The sequence below is a fragment of the Arthrobacter mobilis genome (assembly GCF_012395835.1).
GTDB lineage: Bacteria > Actinomycetota > Actinomycetes > Actinomycetales > Micrococcaceae > Crystallibacter > Crystallibacter mobilis.
In genome coordinates this window covers 103398-124256 of sequence record NZ_JAAZSQ010000007.1, presented here as the reverse complement: position 1 = coordinate 124256, position 20859 = coordinate 103398, and the positions used below count along the sequence as shown (strand labels likewise).

Genomic DNA, 20859 nt, shown 5'->3' with positions numbered 1-20859 from the left:
TCGACCGCGTTCTGCACGCTCTCCAGCCGGATCCGCCCGGCGCCGTAATCCCGCACAAACGGGTTGGGCATGTTCGCGCAGTCCCCGGCGGCCACGGTCAGCCCGTCCGAGGCCAGCGTGCGGGAATCGACCACGATCCCGTTCTCCACCGCCAGGCCCAGCTGCCCGGCCAGTTCGGTGCGCGGAACCGCGCCCACGCCCACCAGCACCACCTCGGCCGGCACCACCGTCCCGTCCGCCAGCTCCACCCCGGTCACCCTGTCGTGCCGGCCGGTGATCCGCCCGACGGCGGCACCCAGGATCACCTCGGTGCCGCGGCGCCGGTGCGCGTCCAGGTAGAAGCCGCTGGTGGCCTCGGACACCGCCCGCCCGATCAGCCGGGGCGCCGCCTCGATCACCGTCACGTTCCTGCCCTCGGCCCGGGCGCCGGCGGCGACCTCCAGGCCGATGAACCCGCCGCCGACCACGGCCACGTGCCGGGCACCGCGCAGCTGCCCGGCCAGGATCCCGGCCTCGTCGGCGCCGCGCAGGTAGCTCACGCCCTCGAACTCGGACCCCTCGAAGGGGATCTTCCGCGCCGCCGCCCCGGTGGTCAGCGCGAGCCGTTTGAACGGGAACACCCGCCCGGACTCGGCCACGGCCTCACCGCCGCCGTCATCCCGGGCGACCTGGACGATCCGTTCGCGCACGGCCAGCCCGATGCCCTTATCCGCGTACCACTGGTGGGTGCGGAAGGTGAGCATATCGGCCCCCGCCTCCCCCTTGAGGTACTCCTTGGACAGCGGCGGACGCTGGTACGGGGCGTGCGGCTCCTCCCCCACCAGCACCACCTGCTCCGTATCCCCCAGCTCCCGCAGGCTCGTGGCCAGCTGCACCCCCGCCTGGCAGGCACCAATGATGAGCGTGCCACGGGGTTCGGGGTGTCCCCCCAGGGCAGCATCTTCATCCGGAACTCCCGGGAAAGTCTCGCTGGCCATGGTCAAATCTGCGTTTCCGGCGTCTGCACGTGCAGGTCCACGCCATCCTTGAGCTTGATCTGACAGGACAACCGCGAGTTCTCCTGGCGGTCCACGGCCGCGCCGTAGAGCATGTCGTCTTCGACCTCCCCCATCGGGTCCACTGCGTCCTGGCTTTCCGGAGAGACGAAGACGTGGCAGGTGGCGCAGGCCAGGTTGCCGCCGCATTCGGCAACGATCCCGGGAACGCCATTGCGGACCGCCGTCTCCATGACTGAGTCCCCGGCAAAGCCTTCGACGGTGATTTCGCTGCCGTCGAAGGCCGTGAACGTGACGCTGGGCATGGTGCCCACCTCCCTAAGCTCTCCTTCGGCAGTCTGCCGGCAGACCGCGAGCCTTGGAACTATCTAACGCATGACCGGTCGGTATGCCAAGGCTTGGGTTCCGCAGGACTCACTCCGGAAACACCCCTGCCCGGCTGGCGTGGAGCTGCCGGTCAGCAGCGTAGTGGAGCCCCCGGCCGCCGGGACCGCGGGTTGCCAATGACGAAGCCGAGCAGCATCAGCAGGGTGGGGCCCAGCCGGAATGGTGACAATGTGCAGCGCATTGGCAATGCCAAACGTGAGAAAGGTAGCAAAGCTGCTGATCGCAACATCCCGGCCGATGCCGGGACCGAGGTCTTGGTCGTTGCCGTGCCTTCCGTGCTGAGCCTCATCCCGCACAAGGGAGGTGGTCCTTCCCAGTTGGGAAGGACCACCTCCCTTGTGCATCCGGCAGGACCGCGGGTCAGTGCGCTGTCCAGCCGCCGTCCATCGTGTAGCTGGCCCCGGTGACCATCGCGGCGTCGTCGGAGGCCAGCCAGGCAATCAGCGAGGCGACCTCCTCCGGCTCCACCAGGCGCTTGATCGCGTTGCCGGTCAGCATGATCCTGCCGAGCACCTCGGCTTCGGGGATGCCGTGGACGGCGGCCTGCTCCGCGATCTGCTTCTCCACCAGCGGGGTGCGCACGTAGCCGGGATTAACGCAGTTGCTGGTCACCCCGTGCTCCCCGCCTTCCAGGGCGGTGACCTTGGACAGCCCTTCGAGCCCGTGCTTGGCCGAGACGTACGCGCTCTTGAAGGCGGACGCCCGCAGGCCGTGGACGGAGGAGACGTTGATGATGCGGCCGAAATTGTTCGCGTACATCCCCGGCAGGGCGGCGCGGATCAGCAGGAACGGGACCTCGAGCATCAGCGTGAGGATGCGGCGGAAGTCCTGCGGATCGAAGTCCTCGATGGGGCTGACCCGCTGGAACCCGGCGTTGTTGACCAGGATGTCCACGCCGTCCAGGGCCTCCGTGAGCCGGGCCGGCTCCAGCTGGGCCGGGTCCAGCAGGTCGACCTCCCAGCTGGAGCCGCCCACCTCCCCGGCCACCGCGGCGGCCGCAGCCCCGTCCAGGTCGGCGACGACGACGTCGGCTCCGCGCGCTGCGAGCGTCCGGGCCGTCGCGGCGCCGATGCCGCCGGCGCCTCCGGTGACCAGGGCACGCCGGCCCTTCAGCGGCAGGTGCTGCTCGCCCACGGATGGTGCGCCGGTCATGCGTTCCCCCGGGCGGCCGGCGCCAGGCCGTGCCGCCGCGCGTCCGCGGCGTCGACGTCGTGCAGCGAGATGCCCCGGGTCTCCTTCAGGGTGAGGACGGCGACGAGGGTGACGACGCAGGCAGCCACCAGGTAGAGGGCCACCGGCACCCAGGACCCGGACTGCTGCAGCAGCGCCGTCGCGATGATCGGGGCCAGCGAACCGGCCAGGATGGACGTCACCTGGTAGCCCAGCGAGACCCCGGAGTAGCGCATGCGGGTGGGGAACATCTCGGACATGATGGCCGGCTGGCCGGCGTACATCAGGGCGTGGAAGCACAGGCCGATGGTGACTGCCAGGATGATGATCACGGGCTGACGGGTATCGAACATCGGGAAGGCGAAGAACGCCCACACCGCGCCCAGGACCGCTCCGGCCAGGTAGACGGGCCGGCGGCCGAAGCTGTCCGAGAGCCGTCCCACCAGCGGGATGACGGCGAAGTGGACCACGTGCGCGATCAGCAGGGCGAGCAGCAGCTGGCTGGTGTCGTACTGGTGCACGGTCTTCAGGTAGACGATCGAGAAGCTGACGATGATGTAGTACAGGATGTTCTCGGCAAAGCGCAGGCCCATCGCCCCCAGCACGCCGCGGGGGTACTTCCTGACCACCTCGAGCACGCCGTAGCTGACGGCCTTCTCCGCCTCGACCTGGGCGCGCGCTTCCAGGAAGATCGGCGCCTCGGACACGTGGGTGCGGATGTAGTAGCCGACGATCACGATCACTGCCGAGACCCAGAAGGCGACCCGCCAGCCCCAGCCGAGGAACTGGTCCGCCGGCAGGATCCAGGACATGCTCAGCAGCACCAGCGTGGCGAGCAGGTTGCCGACCGGCACCGCGGCCTGCGGCCAGCTGGACCAGAAGCCGCGGGCGTTCTTCGGGCTGTGCTCGGCCACGAGGAGCACCGCGCCGCCCCATTCGCCGCCGACGGCGAAGCCCTGGATGAAGCGCAGGATTACCAGCAGGGCCGGCGCCCAGTAGCCGATGGAGTTGAAGCCGGGCAGGCAGCCCATCAGGAAGGTGGCGACACCGACCAGGATGATGGTCACCTGCAGCGTGTGCTTGCGGCCGAGCTTGTCGCCGATCTGGCCGAAGACGATGCCGCCGAGGGGCCGGGCCACGAACCCGACGGCGTAGGTCAGGAACGCGGCGATGATGCCGTCCAGTTCGGTGCCGGCGTCCGGGAAGAAGAACTGGCCGAACACCAGGCTGGCCGCGGTCGCATAGAGGAAGAACTCGTACCACTCCACCACCGTGCCGACCATGGAGGCGGCGACGATCTTCCGCAGCCCGGTCGGTTCTGCCCCTGCCGGCTCCCGGCCTGCCGCGGCGCGGCCCGGCCCGGCGGTGCCGCCCGCATCGTTGCGTTGATTGACACTCATGGCTCTCCTTCGCGGCGTCCACAGCGACGCCTGACATGACATTCCGTTGCTGCCCACCTGCGGTTCAGCGTATGTGACCGGCAACACGGCCGGGCTCCCCCGAGTATGTCCGGCCGGCTGCCTGTGCATCAATGGCCACTTGTGCACGGAAGGAGTGCACAATTGCAGATATGAGCCTTCCCAGCATTCCGCCGGCCCAGCTGCCCCACCCCGACGACCTGCTCGTGCTCCTGGCCGTGTCCCGTACCGGAAGGTTTACGACGGCGGCGGAGAGCCTTGGCCTGAACCACACCACCGTCTCGCGGCGTATCGCCGCCCTGGAGAAAACGCTCGGCGGCCGGGTGCTGGCCCGGACCGTCGGCGGCTGGGAGCTGACCGATCTGGGGCGCCGGGCGGTCCACGCGGCGGAGGGCGTGGAGGCTGCCGTGGCGCTGCTGAACCGGCAGGAGGAAAAGGCAGACGCCATCTCCGGAGTCGTCCGGATGTCGGCCACGGACGGCTTCAGCGCCTATATCGTGGCCCCGGCGGTCGCAGCCCTGCAGCGTGAGCATCCGCGGCTGAGCGTGGAGATCGTGACCGTCACGCGCCGGGCGCTGCAGCACCGCTCCGGCCTGGACATCGAGGTGGTGGTGGGCGAACCGCAGGTGCACCGGGCGGAGGCATTCCAGCTCGGCTCCTACGTGCTGGGCATGTACGCTTCGCGGGACTACCTGGCCGCGCGGGGGACGCCGGCCACGGTGAAGGAACTCGTGCAGCATCCGCTGGTGTATTTCGTGGACTCCATGCTCCAGGTGGACGACCTCGACGCCCCGCGCCGGCTGGTGCCCTCCATGCGCGACGGCCTGAGCTGCACCAACGTCTTCGTCCACGTGGAAGCGACCCGCGCGGGCGCCGGGATCGGCTTCCTGCCGTGCTTCATGGCGGACCGCCACCCCGACCTGGTGCGGCTGCTGCCGGACGACTTCGCCGAAGAGCTCCCGTACTGGATGGTGCTGCGCCCGGATTCGCTCCGCCAGCCCGCCGTCGCCGCGGTAGCCCAGGCGCTGCGCCGGCAGACCGCCGCCATGCAGCCCACCCTTTTGGGCCAGAAGCCGCCGTCGGACGGGTGACACGTGCCGGCAGCGGCCGGCTTCCCGCGGGGAAGCCGGCCGCCGTTACTGCAGGTTCCGCTACGTGCCGGGCGTCCTCGGTTCCAGGCCCAGGCTGGCCGCCAGTTCTTCCTCGGTGGTCCCCTCGAGCTCGTCCGCCCGGGTGAGCAGCAGGTCGATGGCCAGCCGCAGCAGGGTGTTGTCGGTGATCCTCTCCCCCGTGGTTTTTCCGCCGGGCAGGCGCCTGCCGTTGTTCAGGCGCCGGGCGAGCACGGTGAGCGCGTCGGCCTGGTCGTCGTAGACCCGGGCTTCCCGGCGCCGCAGCTGCAGGTACTTCGGCACTCTGTCAGTCGCGGACTCTGCCGGCTCCGCGGTGGGCAATCCCCCCGCGGGCATCCCGGTGTCAGATGCTGGTTCCGGCGCGGCGTCCTCCCGGTTGGCCCGGATGAGCCGGCTGAGGCCCTTATCCCCCGCCGTCCGCGGCGCCAGCCCGGTCAAGGTGCGGCGTGCCGGCGCGGTCATCGAGCTGCCCCCGCCTTGGCAGGGGCCGCTGCGGGCGCTGCGGCTTCACTGGCGGTAATGCGCGCAATGATCTCTTCACCCAGGGCCTGGAAGTCCTCGGCCACGCCGACGGCGCTTTTGGACCGCGGCCCGTCGTGCTGGACGTTGTTGCGCCGCAGCTCCCACCACTTGGGTGCGGCCAGGAGGGCTTCTTCGAGTTCGAAGGCGAGCAGTCCGCGCTCCCGGCTCTCCTGCGCGGCGGCCTCGGCGTGCCGGATGGTCGCCGAAAGAATGGGCGCGCCCTGGCCCAGGTCCTCCTGGATGCCGTCCCGTGCGGCCTCCACCACGCGGTGCGCCGAGCGGTTGACACCGAAGAGGACCACGCCCAGGAGGTCCAGGTTGGGGTTGATGTCGATGACCGCGTCCAGCCGGCGGGCCACGTCCCGCAGCCCCTTCCGGGAGGAGGCATCCGTCTTCACCGGGATCAGGGCCCACCGCGCGGCTGCGAGCGCGGCCTGCTGCAGAGTTTCCTGGCCGGGCGGGCAATCGACGAAGATGAGGTCGTAGTTGGCAGCCAGCGGAGCGAGCGCGTTGGCCAGGGCCGACTTGGCAGCGGACGGATCCTTGCGGGCCTTCATGGTCAGCCCTGCCGCGGCCTTGTCCAGGTGGGCTCCGCCCATGAGCACGTCGAGGTTCCCGCGGATGCCGGTTGCGGGCTTCGCGGCGCTGCCGGAGGCCAGGGTGCGCGACAGCGCCAGTCCGTCGTCGTTGACGGGCTTGTTCGTGTAGCCGAGTTCCTCGGCGAGGTTGCCCTGCGGGTCCATGTCCACCAGCAGGACCCGGTAGCCGCTGGCGGCCAGCATGCCGCCGATGTTGGCGGTAATGGTTGTCTTGCCGACCCCGCCCTTGCCGTTGACGACGGCGACGACGCGTTCAAGGCCCTGTCTCATGATCCCTCCTCGGTCATGAGCGTTACCTTTTCACGCGTTTGGCCGGAATTGCCGGAGGCGCGCCGGAAGTCTGTTAGTTGGTGATTGTGCCACTTCCGGACTCTGGAAGTCTGCGGGTCAGTGGCTGCCAAGCGGCCGGCGTCCCGGCCCGGGATCGCCCGCGTAGGCTTGGGCGATCTCCAGCCAGCGCTGCGCGTCCGCTCCCCGGGCCTCGAGCCGGCAGTCGGCGCGGTGGCGCCGGCGCGTGGCCAGCAGCGCGAAGTCCAGCGCCTGGCCCGCCACGCGCTGCGCCGCGTCCTCCGGCCCCCAGCCCCAGGATTCGCCGTCGTACGCCAACTCGATCCGGAACGGTTCGGCCGGTGCCGGCAGTCCGCGCCCGCGAAAGGAGAAGTCCCGCGCGGCGACGGCCAGGTGCGCCACGTGCCTCAGCCGCGGCGAGGCAACCGGCGGCAGCCCGAGCGCGTCGCGGATGTCCTGCCCATGGGCGAAGGTCTCCATGATCCGGGCACTGGCAGCCATGGCGGCCCCCATGGGCGGGCCGATCCAGGGGATCCGCCGCCCCGGCGGATGTCCGGCCAGCGCCGCGGCGAGCACTTGCCGGCCGGCGGCCCAGCGGGCCAGCAGCGCGGGCACCGGGACAGCCCCGCCCTCGTGCGCCGCAGTGTCTATGAGAGCCGGATCGGCGGCGGCGAGCCGGGCAAAGCGCTCCGGCTCGCGCAGCGCGGCCAGCAGCGCCTCATCCGTCCAGTCCAGGTGGGCGACCTGGTGGCGTACGGTCCAGTCAGGGGCGGGGGTGGGCAGGTCCCACTCCCTGGGCCCGATCCCCCGGAGCACGGCCTCCAGCCCGGTGCTCTCCTGTTCCAGGTCCCGGAGCAACTCCTGCAGGTCAACGGCCACTGGATCCCACCTTCCATCGTTAGATCTTGAGGAGTCGGACTCTTACTATGTCTCAGTGACCGTACTTGATGCCGTGCCGGCCTTCGCCGTGGTGGCCGGGGTGCTGACTCTCGTGCCGGGGCTGGACACCGCCTTGGTCCTGCGGTCCTCCTTCACCCGCACCCGCACCTATGCGTGGGCCACCGCCACCGGGATAGCCACCGGAGCCATGGTCTGGGGCATCGCTGCAGCCGGGGGAGTTTCGGCCCTGCTGACCGCTTCGGAGACTGCCTATCGGATCCTCACCACTGCCGGAGCAGGGTACATGCTCTGGCTCGGGGTGTCGATGACCTGGAAATCCTTCCGGGGCCGGCGGCAGCTGGACGCCCCTGTCGACGCGCCCCCGCCGGCATTGGCCGGTTCGGCCCGGCAGGGGTGGTTGACCGGAGTCTTTACCAACCTGCTCAATCCCAAGGTCGGCGTCTTCTACATCGCCACCATCCCGCAGTTCCTGCCCACCGGGACCTCACCTTTGTTGATGGGAGCGGTACTGGCCGGGGTGCACTGCCTGCTGACCCTGGCGTGGTTCGCAGTGCTGATTCTCGGCGGGAGCTACGCCAAACGCTGGATGGGCAATCCGCGGGCACTGGCAGTGATCGACCGGCTGACCGGGTTGGTCCTGGTTGGCTTCGGCGGCAAGCTCATCACTGAGTCATTGCCGGCCGGGCCAGTGGCCTTCCCGACGGCGCCCCGCCTGGCTTGACCTCGCAACGGCACCTGCTGTCCTGACGGCTACAGCTGCTGCCAGGATGTCCTGCTGGTGTCGGGCTACACCCGGGAACTGCCCGTTCCGGACATAGTCACGGTTATCGGCAGATAAGGGTCGACGGGCCGTTCGGCTTCGCCAGCCGCATCTAGAGATGTACGGTCCGCTGGCGGATGTCCGTGGCGTTTACCTCAATCTCGACCTTATCTGCGGGGCATCAAAGACAGAATTCAAGACAGGACTTTCCCGGGTGCCTGTCAGAGTCGGCATTGCCCGGCTCCTGCCCGATGAAGCATCACGATCTTTTCGGGCAGCCTCGCCCACGAAGAGGATGTCCTGCAGCGTCCGCGACACGCTGCTGTCTTGTCCTCAGGCGACTTCGTCCGAGGCGCGGCCCGTCCATTCAGCCAGGCGGACGTCAACGCCTGCGTCAAGGAACGGACGCAGCGACTCCTGGGCGGCGCCCGGGTCGGTTACCAAGATCCAGCCGGCGGGCAATCGCGCCCAGGCATGGAAGGGGGCGCGGCCCAGCTTGGACGCGTCTGCCAGGACAACGACCTCCCGGGCCCGGCGGCACATGAGTTCCTTGAGCCGGGTTTGCTGCAGGTCGGCTTCGCAGATGGCGCCGTCGGCTGTAACGCCGTCAGCCCCAAGGAAGACGCGGTCGTAGGTCATGCGCTCAAGAGCCGCCTCGGTCAAGGGTCCGACGAATCCCTGGCTGGGGTGCCGCAGAGTGCCGCCCAGGCATTCCACGTGCACTCCGTCAGCCTCTGCAAGTTCCTCCAGCACGGCCAGCGAGGTCGTGGCGACGGTCAGGGAGATGTCCTCCCGTAATTCGTGCGCCAGGGCTGCCACTGTGGACCCGGCGTCCAGAAGCACTGTTTCGCCGTCGTGGACCAGTGTGCGGGCATAGCGGGCGATTGCGCGCTTCGCCTCGGCGGCTTCCTGGTGCCGTTGCCGGAAGGTCGGTTCGGGTATCTGGGCGTTGATCGCCATGGCCCCGCCGTAGGTCCGTGCGATCTTGCCTTCGCTGGTCAGACGGGCAAGGTCCCGCCGGATGGTGGAGGCGGTCACCTCGAAGCGGCGGGAGAGTTCCTCGACGCTGGCCAGGCCACTGGTATGGGCCAGCAGGACGATTTCGCTCCGGCGCTCCCGTGCACTGGCGGTCATGGCATCCTCCCTGATGGTCCTAGGCAGCCGGGCTGGGAGACATTTCCACGGCCTGGCGCAGTGCTTCAATCATGCTACCGATCTCCACGGTGCCTTTGCCCGCGATGTCGAAGGCCGTGCCGTGGTCCACCGATGTGCGGATCACCGGCAGTCCTACGGTGATGTTGACGCCGGCCTCGATACCGAGCACCTTGACCGGTCCGTGACCCTGGTCGTGGTACATCGCCACGATCAGGTCATAGTCTCCCCGGCCGGCCAGGAAGAAGGCCGTGTCCGCGGGCAGCGGTCCGACGGCGTTGATTCCGTCGGCGCGGAGTTTCTCCAGGGCGGGAATAATCTTTTCCTCTTCCTCCCCGTGGCCGAAAAGCCCGTTCTCCCCGGCATGCGGGTTGATGGCGCAGACGCCGATTTTCGGATCAGGTACCCCGGCCCGCTGCAGCGCTTCATATCCGCGGCGCACGGTCCGCTCCACCAGGCCCGGGTTGATCTTGGCGATGGCATCAATCAGCCCGATATGGGTAGTGACGTGGATGACCTTCACCTTCGGGGTGGAGAGCATCATGGACACTTCCTCTACGCCCATGAAGTGGGCGAGCAGTTCAGTGTGGCCCGGATAGATGTGGCCGGCTTTGTGCAGGGCAGCTTTGTTCAGCGGGGCGGTGCAGATCCCTTGGACTTTTCCTGCCATCCCGAGTTCGCAGGCTATGCGGATGTAGTGGTAGGCGGCGTTGCCTGCGGCGGCGGACTCCTGTCCCCAGGGCAGGTCTTCGGGCAGCAGTTTCGGGTCGATGACGTTAATGCGGCCCGGCTCGAAGACTGCCTCGGAGACGTCGCCGATTTCCACAATCCTGGCGGTGACGCCGAGGACGGCTGCTGCTAGTTGCAGCCGGTGGACGTCACCGATGACCACGGGCCGGCCTGCCCGGTACGCGGCGCTGTCCAGCAGCGCGCCGACGGTGACCTCGGGTCCGACGCCGGCGCCGTCCCCCATGGTGACGGCGATATAGGGGCGGGTGTCGGAGGGATTGTTCATGGAGGCTCCAGTTTCTTGGGTGGCGGATTCCATGCTGCGCATTCTGCGCAGCATGGTGGTCAGTTCAAGCAGGACGGCTGGCGTGCCGAAGCTGCCGGGTTTGGAAGCGATGAGCCGGCCGTCCGACGCCAGGCTGACGACGGCGCCGTGCTGGACCTGGCCCAGAGGTCGCAGGAAGGTAAGGCCGAGGCGGTCCAGCACCTCGCGGGCCGTTTCCCCGCCGGTCAGGACCAGGTCTGTCGACGGAACACCGGACAGCACGGCCGCGGCGGTGTCAGCCAGACGGGCGACCACGAGGGCGGGATCCGCCTGCACACCGGGCTGGACGGTCAGAGCCGCGGTGCTGCCGCCGCGCAGCGTGTGCTGAATCTCCTGCACCGTCTCTGGTCCCGTTTCCGCCGTCTGGACGTCGAAGACTGCAACGGATGCTCCGCGCAGCTGCCCTACCTGTTCCACGGCGGCACCGGAGGCGGACCCGACGACCACAAGAACAGGCCGGGGTCCCGTGCCTTGCACGCCGCGGGCAGGAATCTGCGGAGCAGCCTCCGGCCGGCAGGCAGCCGGTGCCAGCTGGGCTGCCAGCGCCCCGGCCAGGGCACCGGTTCCCACCAGGACCAGGCGGTCCCCGCCGGCACGAAATCCGAGCTGCCGGACGGCGGCCGCGACCGCCGCAAGATCCTGCTCCGTTTCCCCGTCGACGATGACCGCCTCGGCTGTCTCCAGCGCTTCACGCAGTGCCGGAGCCAGGCCCTCTTGCCTGACCTTCTGCAACGGCAGGACTGCGGTGCTCAAGCCGGGCAACAGGTCGGAGATGCTTTGTGGGGCGCCTGCCGGTTCCAGCGCCCAGGTTCCTGACTGCCCCAGCGGGACTCCGTCCACGTAGGGGGCACCGCCGGAGACCGTACGCCGCAGCGGCGGAAGGGCACCGGCAATGACCGGGCGCCATCCGGCTTCCCGCAGGGCCAGCAGTTCCGGGCCGATGTTGCCGCGCCAGAGGGAATCGATTTTCTTGAACAGCATGGTTTTGGCGTCTGCATTCCGGCTAATGGCCCTTGCAACGGCGGCCTTGGCGCGCTCGGCCGGGAGGTTGCGGCTGTGCGTATCCCGCACGATCACCTCGACGCTCCCGCCCGCGAACTGTCCGTCTTCCCCTGTAAGGATCGCGGTGGCCAGGCCGTGTCGCCGGAACTGTTCGGCAACTTCGGCGGCACCGGAAAAATCATCGGCGAGGACGCTGATGCGGTTCATGATCGTGTTGCTTCCATAACGGGAAACTCCTGGCATTGCAGGTTCGGCGCTGCGTTACGCGGACCGGCTCGGTAAGGGAAGAGTATTCGGGGGTCTGCCACTATGGTGCCACGGTTGCGCGAAATGCGCTAGGAGCGTTGCGCGAAACGCGCATCTATGGGAGAGTGATCCACACAACATCAGTCGAGCCGTAGTGGTCCAGCCTGCTCAATGCGCCCGCTCTTGCCGGACCTGCTGATCCGCTACGAACCATCAATCGAAAGGTCGATGATGACCGCTCCTTTCGCAGGGCACGAGATTTCCCGCCGGAGCCTGCTGCAGTTCGGAGCTGCCGCCGGGTTCCTGCTGGGTACCGGTGCGCTGACAGGCTGCGCCGGCCCCACCGGACTTCCCGGGGCGGATACGCTGACCCTGGCGCTGAACCGCTCGCTGGTCAGCCTGGACAACAAGCTGAACCAGTTCGACGCCGCCGTCACCGTCCAGCGGGCCGTGCGGCAGGCACTAACCGCCATCGGGCCCGAGATCAAGCCCGTGCCGGTGCTGGCGGACCGGTTCGAAATGACCGGAGATACGCAGTGGACCGTGCGTCTGCGCGAAGGCATCCGGTACTCCGACGGGTCCCCCGTAACCATCGAGGATGTCTCAACTGCGCTGAAGATGTACCGGCAGGTACAGGGTTCCTTCGTGGCAGGCTTTTTCCCGGAGTTCCCCACTGTCGTCCCGGTGGACGGACGTACCTTCACCCTCGAGTCCGAAAAGCCCATCCCCATCCTCGATGCTTTGATGAGCATGATCCTGATTACGCCGGCGGCGCAGAACAAGCCGGAGGAACTGCAGACCGGTGTCGGGACCGGACCCTACGTGGTGAAGAAGTTCAACCGCGGCGCCGGCACTTACAGCCTGCAGCGCAATCCCAACTACTGGGGCGAACCGGCAGCCATCGAAAACGTTGAGGTGCGCTTCCTGCCGGAGGAGTCCAGCCGTGTCATCGCGCTGCGCAGCGGCGAAGTGGATGTCATCGACACCATTACGCCCGATTCACGCGAACAGCTTGCGGGACTGCCCGGCGTTGTCCTGAAAGAGGCTTCCAGCCTGCGGTTGAACCAGATCTTCTACAACTTCCGCAAGCCGGCCGGCCACCCGCTCAGCGACGTGCGCGTGCGCCAGGCACTCAGCCATGCGGTCAACGGTGAAGCCCTGGTCAAGGACGTCATGGTGGATTCAGTAACCCAGGCGGAGGGGGTGACTCCCTCCAGCCTGTTCGGTTACACCAGGACCGGAAGCTATGTTTACAATCCGGCCAAAGCCAAGCAGATGCTCAAAGAGGCCGGCGTCACCGACCTCAAACTCAAAATCATCTGGGAAACGGGTGAATTTCCCAGCGACACCTCCGTCATGGAGGCACTCGTCGAGATGTTCGGCGACATCGGAGTAGCGGCCGAACTCCAGCAGTTCGAGCCCGGCGGCAATATCCTGGCCTGGCGCCAGGGCAAGGCCGGGGACTGGGATCTGCTCGGCAACGGTTTCCCCAGCCCGACGGGTCTGGCGATCACCATGCTCCAGGGCATGTACGCGGGTACCGCCGAGAAGGAAAAAACGCGGGACACCTACCAGGGTTACGTCGTGCCCTCAGTGACGGCCAAAATCACGGCCGCTTCGTCCGAAGTAGACCCGGTCCGCCGCGAAAAGCTCCTGGCCGAGGCCCAACAGGCAGTGTGGGATACCTGGCCGTGTGCCTGGGCCTTCGTCCCCAAGTCGGTGCTCGCCCACACGGACCGGGTCCAGGGGCTGACCCTGTCCGCAAACAATTCCTATCCCTTGGCCGATGTTCGGTTGGAGAGCTGATCAATGACCACTTACCTGATCAAACGCCTGGGCCAGGGACTGCTGACGGTCTTCCTCACGGTCTCCACCGTCTTCATCCTCATCCGCCTGGCTCCCGGCGACCCGGCCGTCGCCTACGCCGGCCCGCTGGCCACCACCGAGCAGCTTGCCAAGGTGCGCCAGCAGTTCGGCCTCGACCTGCCCGTGCTGGAACAGTACTGGATCTTCCTCCAGCAGCTCTTCACCGGCAACCTGGGCACTTCCTACTCCTTCCAGGCCCCGGCACTGCAAGTAGTCCTCGAACGCATGCCCTACACCCTGACCCTGGCCACGTCCGCGATTCTCGTGGCGGCCATCGTCTCGATCCCCTTGGGCGTCTGGATGGCAAAGCGCACCGACACCGGGAAGGAACTGGGCGCCAACATCCTCACCATCGCCGGCCAGTCCATGCCGGACTTTTGGACCGGAATCATGCTGCTGACCGCCTTCGCCGTGCTGATTCCGGTCTTCCCTGCCTCCGGCTTCGCAACCTGGGGCGGGCTGGTCCTGCCAACCATCACCATCGCCATCCTCCAGGTCGCACTGATCTCCCGGATGGTCCGGCGGGAGATGGCCTCGAACTTCGCCGCCCCCTACCTGACGGTGGCGCGCTCCCGGGGCGTATCTGAACGAACCCTGACCTGGCGCTACGCAATGGGGAATTCCGCCATACCGGTGTTCACGGCCCTGGGCACCCGATTCGCAGCGATGCTCAATGGCGTCGTCGTCGTCGAGGTTGTCTTCGCCTGGCCCGGCGTCGGTTCACTCATCGTCCGAGCATTGGAAACCCGGGACTACCCGCTGATCCAGGCCACGGTCCTGGTCACCGCGCTGCTGGCCGTTCTTGTCCAGCTGCTCATCGATCTGGCCTATCCCCTGCTGGATCCCCGCGTCCGACTTGGAAAGGCAGGCTCCGCATGAGCACCACCAACACCCTCCCCCCGGCCGCCCTCCGGCCTTCGGCGGTAACGCCCCGCGACATCGCGCGCTCGGCTGCTGTCCGCCGGGAACGGGCTGCCAAACTGAAGCTGTGGATAGGCGCTGCCTGCACCCTCCTCGTGGTTCTGCCCATAGCCCTGGCCCAGGTCCTGCCGCTGGCGGATGCCAATGCCCAGGACCTGTCGCAGCGGCGATTGGCTCCGCTGGTGGCCGGGCACCTCTTCGGCACCGACCAGTTGGGCCGGGACCTGCTCTCCCGGGTGTTGCACGGAGGCCAGGTCTCCCTCACCATTGGCCTGCTGGCGGTTCTGGTTTCCGGCGCCATCGGCATCATCCTCGGGGCCGCCGCCGGCTTCTACGGCAAATGGATCGACACCATCGTCTCCCGCCTGCTCGAAGCACAGATGTCGCTGCCCCTGTTGATGATGCTGCTCCTGGTGGTCGCGCTCTTCGGTCCGTCCATTCCGGTGATCACCTTCGTCATCGCCATTGCCCAGTGGCCCGAAGTTGCACGGCTGACCCGTTCCCTGGTCCTGGTCGAACGCGAGAAGCCCTACGTGGCTGCCGCCCGGGTGCTCGGCCTTCACAGGATCAACATTCTGCTCCGCCATGTCATCCCGAATGTGTTCAAGCAGGCCAGCCTGGTAGTGCTGCTGCTTCTGGCCCAAGCCGTACTGCTTGAAAGCGCACTCAGCTTCCTTGGCGCCGGCCCGCAAAGGCCCTTCGCCACCTGGGGCCGGATCATTTCCGACGGCCAGGATTACATCACCACCTCGTGGTGGATGGTCACATTGCCCGGCCTGTTCATCGTTCTGCTGGTGATCGGCGTGAACCTTTTGGGTGACGGCCTGCGGGACCGTTCCCGCCGCAAGAAGAAGGAAGCCTGAGATGACCCTGACAGACCAGGCGGCTGCCCGCCGAAGCAGCGCAGCGCCTCTGCTGCACGTCGAAGACCTTCAGATTGAACTGATCACCCCGAACGGCATCGTCCGGGCGGTCGACGGCGTCTCGTTCAGCATCGGACGAGGTGAGACCGTGACCATCATCGGCGAATCCGGTTCCGGTAAGTCGACGACGGCGATGGGCGTGCTCCAGCTGCTACCGCCGGACCTGGCCGTGCTCTCCGGGCATGTCTCCATCGCCGGCCGCGACGTCCTGTCCGACCGCAAGGCCATCACCTCCGTCCGTGGGCGCAGCATCGCCCTGATCCCGCAGGACCCGATGACGGCCCTGAGCCCCGTGCATTCGATCGGACGGCAGATGACCGAGGCCATCCGCATTGCCGGCGCCGCCGACTCCACCCAGGCTGCCCGGGAGCGCGCGGTCCTCCTCCTGCAGCAGGTCCATATCCCGGACCCGGCCTCTCAACTGAAGAAGTATCCACATCAGCTCTCCGGCGGCATGCTGCAGCGGGTGCTCATAGCCATCGCCCTGGCCAGCGAACCGGAACTTCTGGTGGCAGATGAACCCACGTCCGCCCTGGACGTCACGGTTCAGGCAGGCATCCTGGACCTGCTGCTGGAACTGCAGGAACAGCGCGGTATCGGAATCCTCATGATCACGCACGACCTCGGAGTCGCCAGGCTGGTCTCGGACCGGATCCACGTCATGAAGAACGGCGTCTTCGTCGAATCCGGGGACGTGCGCCAGATCGTGGACGCACCGCAACAGGACTACACCCGCAAGCTGCTCGCCGCCGTACCCACCCTCGGGGAATGGGACGAGACCGATTCCCCCACGGTGCCGGAGGCAGCCGGAAAGGACCCGCGCCATGTCTGAACCATTCCTCTCCGTACAGAACCTGGTCGTGGAATACCACGTCCACGGCGGCAGCGTTCGCGCCGTGAACGACGTCTCCTTCACCGCGGACCGGGGCAGCACACTGGCCATCGTCGGCGAGTCAGGCTGCGGCAAATCCACCGTCGCCAAAGCCCTTATGCGCCTGCTCCAGCCCGCGGGCGGAAAAATCCTCCTCGACGGCACAGACCTCGCATCCCTGCCCGAGTCCCGGCTGCGCCCCCTGCGCCACAAATTCCAGATGGTCTTCCAGGACCCGTACGGATCCCTCGACCCCCACCTGTCCGCGCAGGACATCGTGGCCGAACCCCTCAAGCTGCGCGGCGTCAGATCCAAGACCGAGCGCAGCAAGGAAGCCGCCCGCCTCATCGACCGCGTCGGCCTGCCCTCCTCCGCCCTGGACCGCCGCCCGGCAGAGTTCTCCGGCGGTCAGCGCCAGCGTATCGGCATCGCACGCGCACTCGCCTCCAGGCCTCAACTGCTGGTCTGTGACGAAGCCACCAGTGCCCTGGACGTCTCAGTCCAGGCCCAGGTTCTGGAACTCCTCCGTGAAATCCAGGCGGACACGGGCATCACCTATGTCTTCATCTCCCACAACCTGGGAGTCGTTCAGGAGATCAGCGACCATGTCCTGGTCATGCGCCGCGGGGAGGTAGTCGAGAACGGCACCACATCGCAGGTCCTCACCAGGCCGCAGGCTGACTACACGCGCCGGCTGCGCCGGGCCGCCCTGGACCCTGCAACCATGCACGGGATCAAACCCCGCCACGTCGTATCCTCGCTCGCCCTCAAGACCCCGGCCTAAGCCAGACAAGGACACTCATGACCATCCCACTCAACCAGACCGCCCCGTCACGGCAGCTGCCGGGGATCTCCAAGCTCGTCCTGGGCACCATGACGTTCGGAGACACCGCCGACGAAGCCACCGCCGCCGAGATGCTCGACACCGCCCTCGCCGCCGGCATCACCGCCGTCGACACCGCCAACGCCTACGTGGGCGGAGCCACCGAGGACATGCTCGGACGCCTGCTCCGGGGCCGCAGGGACAGCGTATTCCTTGCATCCAAGGCAGGCATGCCGCACGCCGATGCAGGCGGCCGGCCCTTGCTGTCCGCCCCGGCATTGCGCGCCTCGGTGGAAGGCAGCCTCCGGCGGCTGCAGACCGACCGGCTGGACCTGTTCTACCTCCACCAGCCGGACCGCCAGACTCCCCTGGAGGAAACCCTCGGCACCGTCGCGGAACTGGCCGCGGAGGGCAAGATCCTGGCACTTGGCGTATCCAATTACGCCGCCTGGCAGATCGCTGACGTGGAGCACACCGCCGCCGCCGTCGGAGCCCCCCGTCCCGTCGTGGCCCAACAGCTCTACAACCTCGTCGCCCGCCGCGTCGAAGAGGAATACCTGGAATTTGCCGCCCGCCACAGCCTGCACACCATGGTCTACAACCCGCTCGGAGGAGGGCTGCTCACCGGCCGCCACAACTTCAATGAGAAACCTGCAGAGGGCCGTTTCGGCGACTCCAAGCTGGCCGCCATGTACACCCAGCGCTACTGGGACCGTCAGCTGTTTGACGCCGTCGAACAGCTGACCCGGATCGCCGGCGAAGCCGGCGTCAGCCTCGTCGAACTGGCCCTGCGGTGGCTGGCCCACCGTCCGGGCGTCGATTCCATGCTTCTGGGCGGCTCCAGGGCGGCACAGCTGCAGGCCAACCTGGAGGCCGTGGCGAAGGGACCCCTCGCCCAGGACATCGTCGCTGCCTGCGATGAGGTCGGCTCCGCGCTGCGCGGCCCGATGCCCGCCTACAACCGCTAACCCCGTGTCAAACTTCAGGCGGCTCCCAGAGTTTGCCGTCCTGTTCCAGTACCGGACCGATCCGAGAAGAAAGCAGCACTGATGACATCCCCCGTAGCTCTGGAATTTGCCCGAAAGATCCGTGCCCGTGAACACGCCGTCGGATACTGGATTGTCATGGACGCGCCGGTGGCAACCGAACGCATTGCCCGGCTGGGCTATGACTACGTCGCCGTGGATGCCCAGCACGGCCTGCTGGGCTACTCCGGCGTACTCAACGGCATGCTCGCCATTGACGCCGGGAACACGTCAGCGGGAGTCGTCCGCGTCGAATCCAACGACCTGACGGCCATCGGCAAAGCCCTTGACGCCGGCGCCGCGGGCATCATCGTGCCCCTCGTGAACACTGCAGCCGACGCCGCGGCAGCGGTCTCGGCCGCGAAATACCCGCCGCTCGGCGGCCGCTCCTACGGCCCCATGCGGTCCGCCTTGCGAATCGGGCCGGTCCCGGCAGAAGCCAACGACACAACGCTGGTTTTCGCGATGATCGAAACCCCCGACGGACTGGCAAACGTAGAGCAGATTGCCGCGACCCCGGGACTCGACGGCGTCTACGTGGGCCCCTCCGACCTGACCCTGGCGGTCGGCGGCGCCTTCCCAGGCGACCCGGCCGTAGCCGGCGAATTCGAAGAGGCGCTGGAGAAGGTGGCAAAAGCCGCCGAAGCCGCCGGCATCGCCGCCGGCATCCACACCGCCGACGGCGCCCTGGCCAGCAAGCGGCTCAGGCAGGGCTACACGTTCGCCACCGTCGCCTCCGACCTTGTCCACCTGGAAGCCGTAGCACGGCAGCACCTCAACGCCGCACTCGAAGACTGAACCCGGAGACCGTCCTGACCATGAACTCCTATGACACCATCACCCCTGACGGCAAGCTTCACAATGACGGGGACCTGGCCTACGCCTACCTTCCGGCACCCACGGTGCAAAGCCATGCCGCGAACCTGATGACCCTGCCGGACGGCCGCCTTGGCTGCGTCTGGTTCGGCGGCACGCAGGAAGGCGTCCCCGACATCTCCGTCTGGTTCTCCACCCTCTCCCCCGGCAGCGCGGCCTGGTCAGAACCGGTCCGCCTCTCCGACGACCCCGCCCGGTCCGAGCAGAACCCCATACTCTTCAACGCCCCCGACGGACGGGTCTGGCTGCTTTACACCGCCCAACTGGCCGGAAACCAGGACACAGCCGAGGTGCGCCGCCGCATCTCAGAGGACAGCGGAGCCACCTGGGGCCCTGTCGAAACCCTCTTCCCCGCGAACGAAGACGGCGGAATCTTCGTCCGCCAGCCACCGGTCGTCCTCTCCTCCGGCCGTTGGATCATTCCCGTTTTCCGGTGCCTCACCACGCCCGGGGAGAAATGGGTGGGCAACAATGACGACAGCGCCATAATGGTCTCCGACGACGCCGGCACTACCTGGTCCCAGCAGGTACTGCCCGGCAGCACTGGCTGCGTTCACATGGACATCCAGGAGCTTGAAGACGGATCCCTGCTCGCCCTGTTCCGCAGCCGCTGGGCCGATAGCATCTACGAATCCCGCTCGACCGACGGCGGCGGCACCTGGAACGAGCCCGTGCCCACCGAACTGCCGAACAACAACTCATCCATCCAGTACATCCGGCTCCGTGACGGCCGTCTGGCACTCGTCTATAACCACAGCCGGGCCGACGCGCATACCGAGCGCCGGCTCTCCCTGTACGACGAGATCGACGACAACGGCCTGGCCGCAGAGCAGGCAATCCTGTCCGAGCCCGATCCCGCCGCGCGTGGCGGGCGTACGGCGTTCTGGGGCACCCCCCGGGCACCAATGACCCTGGCCATCTCGGAAGACGGCGGACGCAGCTGGCCTGTCCGTCGGGACCTGGACGTCGGCGACGGATACTGCCTCTCCAATAACTCCAGGGACGGGTTGAACCGGGAATTCTCGTATCCAAGCATCCACGAAGGCCCTGACGGAAAGCTGCATATCGCCTACACATACTTCCGCCAAGCCATCAAGTATGTGCGCGTCGATCCGCAATGGGCCTACCAGGGCACCCGGTGATGACAGCAGCGCATCCGCACGCTCTCGTCACCGGGTGCAGCTCCGGCATCGGGCTCGCCATCACCCGGCACCTTCTCGACAACGGCTGGCAGGTCACAGGGCTCAGCCGGACCCGCCCGCAACTGGAGGCAGGGTTCGAGTGGCTCCAGGCGGACCTGTCCAAGCCACAGGAACTCCCCGCCGCCGTCAAAGACGTCGGGAACATCCGCGCCTTCGTTCATGCAGCCGGTTTCCAACGTGCCGAAATACTCGGCCGGTTGGACGGAAACGCCTTGAGGGAGATGTTCGCAGTCCACGTCGACGCCGCCGCAACCCTGGCAGATGCCTTGGTGGAACGGCTCGAAAACAACGGCCGCATCCTGCTCATCGGCAGCCGCACCATGTCCGGCAACCCCGGCAAGAGTCAGTACGCGGCGACCAAAGCAGCCCTCGTCGGACTCGGCCGCAGCTGGGCCATGGAACTGGCACCCCGGGGAATCACCGTAAACATCATCGCCCCCGGCCCCACGGACACGCCAATGCTCTCCGATCCAGGACGTGCGTCGGTGCCTCCCCGTATCCCGCCGCTGGGATCGCTGGTCGATCCAAGGGACGTGACAGCGCTGGCAGGGCTAGTCCTGGGTCCTCACGGGAAGTCCATCACTGGCCAGCAGCTGACTATCTGCGGGGGCGCATCCCTGTAGCCCGCCGTGACACCGCCGGCCCGCGTGCCTCATGCCGCGGGGCCCGGCGGGCTTCCTGCCCAGCGCCTCAAGGAAGCAAGCCCGACCCGAGTTACCGTATCCAGCC

The 20859-nt window shown here is 67.5% G+C and carries 20 protein-coding genes; 11 read left to right on the top strand and 9 right to left on the bottom strand.

Translation table 11 applies throughout. From position 1 onward, the window contains the following. The 4 genes from HGG74_RS09575 to HGG74_RS09560 form a co-directional block, all read right to left on the bottom strand. The coding region (locus HGG74_RS09575) for an NAD(P)/FAD-dependent oxidoreductase (protein WP_168486123.1) at positions 1–977 on the bottom strand (977 nt) is incomplete at its 3' end. A 2-nt stretch (positions 978–979) separates the two neighbouring features. Next, a complete protein-coding gene (locus HGG74_RS09570; protein ID WP_168486122.1) occupies positions 980–1300 on the bottom strand; it encodes a 2Fe-2S iron-sulfur cluster-binding protein in 321 nt (106 codons plus the stop codon). A gap of 442 nt (positions 1301–1742) precedes the next feature. Next, positions 1743–2534 carry a 3-hydroxybutyrate dehydrogenase gene (locus HGG74_RS09565; protein WP_168486121.1) on the bottom strand — a complete coding sequence of 264 codons (792 nt, stop codon included), beginning with the start codon at positions 2532–2534 and terminating at the stop codon, positions 1743–1745. Further along, complete coding sequence (locus tag HGG74_RS09560) at positions 2531–3952, bottom strand: MFS transporter (protein ID WP_168486120.1); 1422 nt, start codon at positions 3950–3952, stop codon at positions 2531–2533. The genes HGG74_RS09565 and HGG74_RS09560 overlap by 4 nt, the downstream gene beginning before the upstream one ends. A 170-nt stretch (positions 3953–4122) precedes the next feature. On the opposite strand from HGG74_RS09560, the gene HGG74_RS09555 reads away from it, so the two are divergent. After that, the gene (locus tag HGG74_RS09555; protein ID WP_168486119.1) at positions 4123–5061 is read left to right on the top strand and encodes a LysR family transcriptional regulator; all 939 of its coding nucleotides are present in this window, start codon (positions 4123–4125) and stop codon (positions 5059–5061) included. A gap of 60 nt (positions 5062–5121) precedes the next feature. On the opposite strand, the gene HGG74_RS21165 is transcribed toward HGG74_RS09555, so the two are convergent. The 3 genes from HGG74_RS21165 to HGG74_RS09540 form a co-directional block, all read right to left on the bottom strand. Next, entirely contained in the window at positions 5122–5562 is a 441-nt protein-coding gene (locus tag HGG74_RS21165; protein WP_205761648.1) for a hypothetical protein, read from the bottom strand. After that, positions 5559–6491, bottom strand: coding sequence for a ParA family protein (locus HGG74_RS09545; RefSeq protein ID WP_168486118.1), 933 nt, complete (start codon positions 6489–6491; stop codon positions 5559–5561). The genes HGG74_RS21165 and HGG74_RS09545 overlap by 4 nt, the downstream gene beginning before the upstream one ends. A 117-nt stretch (positions 6492–6608) precedes the next feature. After that, positions 6609–7388 carry a TIGR03084 family metal-binding protein gene (locus HGG74_RS09540; protein WP_168486117.1) on the bottom strand — a complete coding sequence of 260 codons (780 nt, stop codon included), beginning with the start codon at positions 7386–7388 and terminating at the stop codon, positions 6609–6611. Positions 7389–7443: 55 nt separating this feature from the next. Here HGG74_RS09540 and HGG74_RS09535 point away from each other — a divergent pair, with 55 nt between their 5' ends. Beyond that, a complete protein-coding gene (locus tag HGG74_RS09535) occupies positions 7444–8130 on the top strand; it encodes a LysE family translocator (RefSeq protein WP_168486116.1) in 687 nt (228 codons plus the stop codon). A gap of 372 nt (positions 8131–8502) precedes the next feature. Here the strand turns inward: HGG74_RS09535 and HGG74_RS09530 are convergent, their stop codons facing one another. Both HGG74_RS09530 and pdxA read right to left on the bottom strand, forming a co-directional pair. After that, positions 8503–9303 carry a DeoR/GlpR family DNA-binding transcription regulator gene (locus HGG74_RS09530; RefSeq protein WP_168486115.1) on the bottom strand — a complete coding sequence of 267 codons (801 nt, stop codon included), beginning with the start codon at positions 9301–9303 and terminating at the stop codon, positions 8503–8505. A 19-nt stretch (positions 9304–9322) separates the two neighbouring features. After that, the gene (gene pdxA, locus HGG74_RS09525) at positions 9323–11584 is read right to left on the bottom strand and encodes a 4-hydroxythreonine-4-phosphate dehydrogenase PdxA (RefSeq protein ID WP_168486114.1); all 2262 of its coding nucleotides are present in this window, start codon (positions 11582–11584) and stop codon (positions 9323–9325) included. A gap of 270 nt (positions 11585–11854) precedes the next feature. Between pdxA and HGG74_RS09520 the strand changes: the two genes are divergently transcribed. The 9 genes from HGG74_RS09520 to HGG74_RS09480 all read left to right on the top strand — a co-directional run bounded on the left by HGG74_RS09520 (position 11855) and on the right by HGG74_RS09480 (position 20753). Next, the gene (locus tag HGG74_RS09520; RefSeq protein WP_205761647.1) at positions 11855–13429 is read left to right on the top strand and encodes an ABC transporter substrate-binding protein; all 1575 of its coding nucleotides are present in this window, start codon (positions 11855–11857) and stop codon (positions 13427–13429) included. A 3-nt stretch (positions 13430–13432) separates the two neighbouring features. Next, positions 13433–14368 (top strand): ABC transporter permease, encoded by a 936-nt coding sequence (locus tag HGG74_RS09515; RefSeq protein WP_168486113.1) that lies wholly within the window; start codon positions 13433–13435, stop codon positions 14366–14368. After that, positions 14365–15273, top strand: a complete 909-nt coding sequence (locus HGG74_RS09510; protein ID WP_168486112.1) for an ABC transporter permease — start codon at positions 14365–14367, stop codon at positions 15271–15273. Before HGG74_RS09515 ends, HGG74_RS09510 begins: the two co-directional genes overlap by 4 nt. A gap of 1 nt (position 15274) precedes the next feature. Beyond that, positions 15275–16165: an ABC transporter ATP-binding protein gene (locus HGG74_RS09505; RefSeq protein WP_168486111.1), complete on the top strand. Its 891-nt coding sequence runs from the start codon at positions 15275–15277 to the stop codon at positions 16163–16165. Beyond that, positions 16158–16988, top strand: a complete 831-nt coding sequence (locus tag HGG74_RS09500; RefSeq protein ID WP_168486110.1) for an ABC transporter ATP-binding protein — start codon at positions 16158–16160, stop codon at positions 16986–16988. Before HGG74_RS09505 ends, HGG74_RS09500 begins: the two co-directional genes overlap by 8 nt. A gap of 17 nt (positions 16989–17005) precedes the next feature. Continuing rightward, entirely contained in the window at positions 17006–17995 is a 990-nt protein-coding gene (locus HGG74_RS09495) for an aldo/keto reductase (protein WP_168486109.1), read from the top strand. Positions 17996–18076: 81 nt separating this feature from the next. Then, positions 18077–18850, top strand: a complete 774-nt coding sequence (locus tag HGG74_RS09490; RefSeq protein WP_168486108.1) for an HpcH/HpaI aldolase family protein — start codon at positions 18077–18079, stop codon at positions 18848–18850. A gap of 20 nt (positions 18851–18870) precedes the next feature. Further along, the gene (locus HGG74_RS09485; protein WP_168486107.1) at positions 18871–20070 is read left to right on the top strand and encodes a sialidase family protein; all 1200 of its coding nucleotides are present in this window, start codon (positions 18871–18873) and stop codon (positions 20068–20070) included. Continuing rightward, positions 20070–20753 carry an SDR family NAD(P)-dependent oxidoreductase gene (locus HGG74_RS09480; protein WP_168486106.1) on the top strand — a complete coding sequence of 228 codons (684 nt, stop codon included), beginning with the start codon at positions 20070–20072 and terminating at the stop codon, positions 20751–20753. Before HGG74_RS09485 ends, HGG74_RS09480 begins: the two co-directional genes overlap by 1 nt. The last annotated feature ends 106 nt before the right edge of the window (positions 20754–20859 follow it).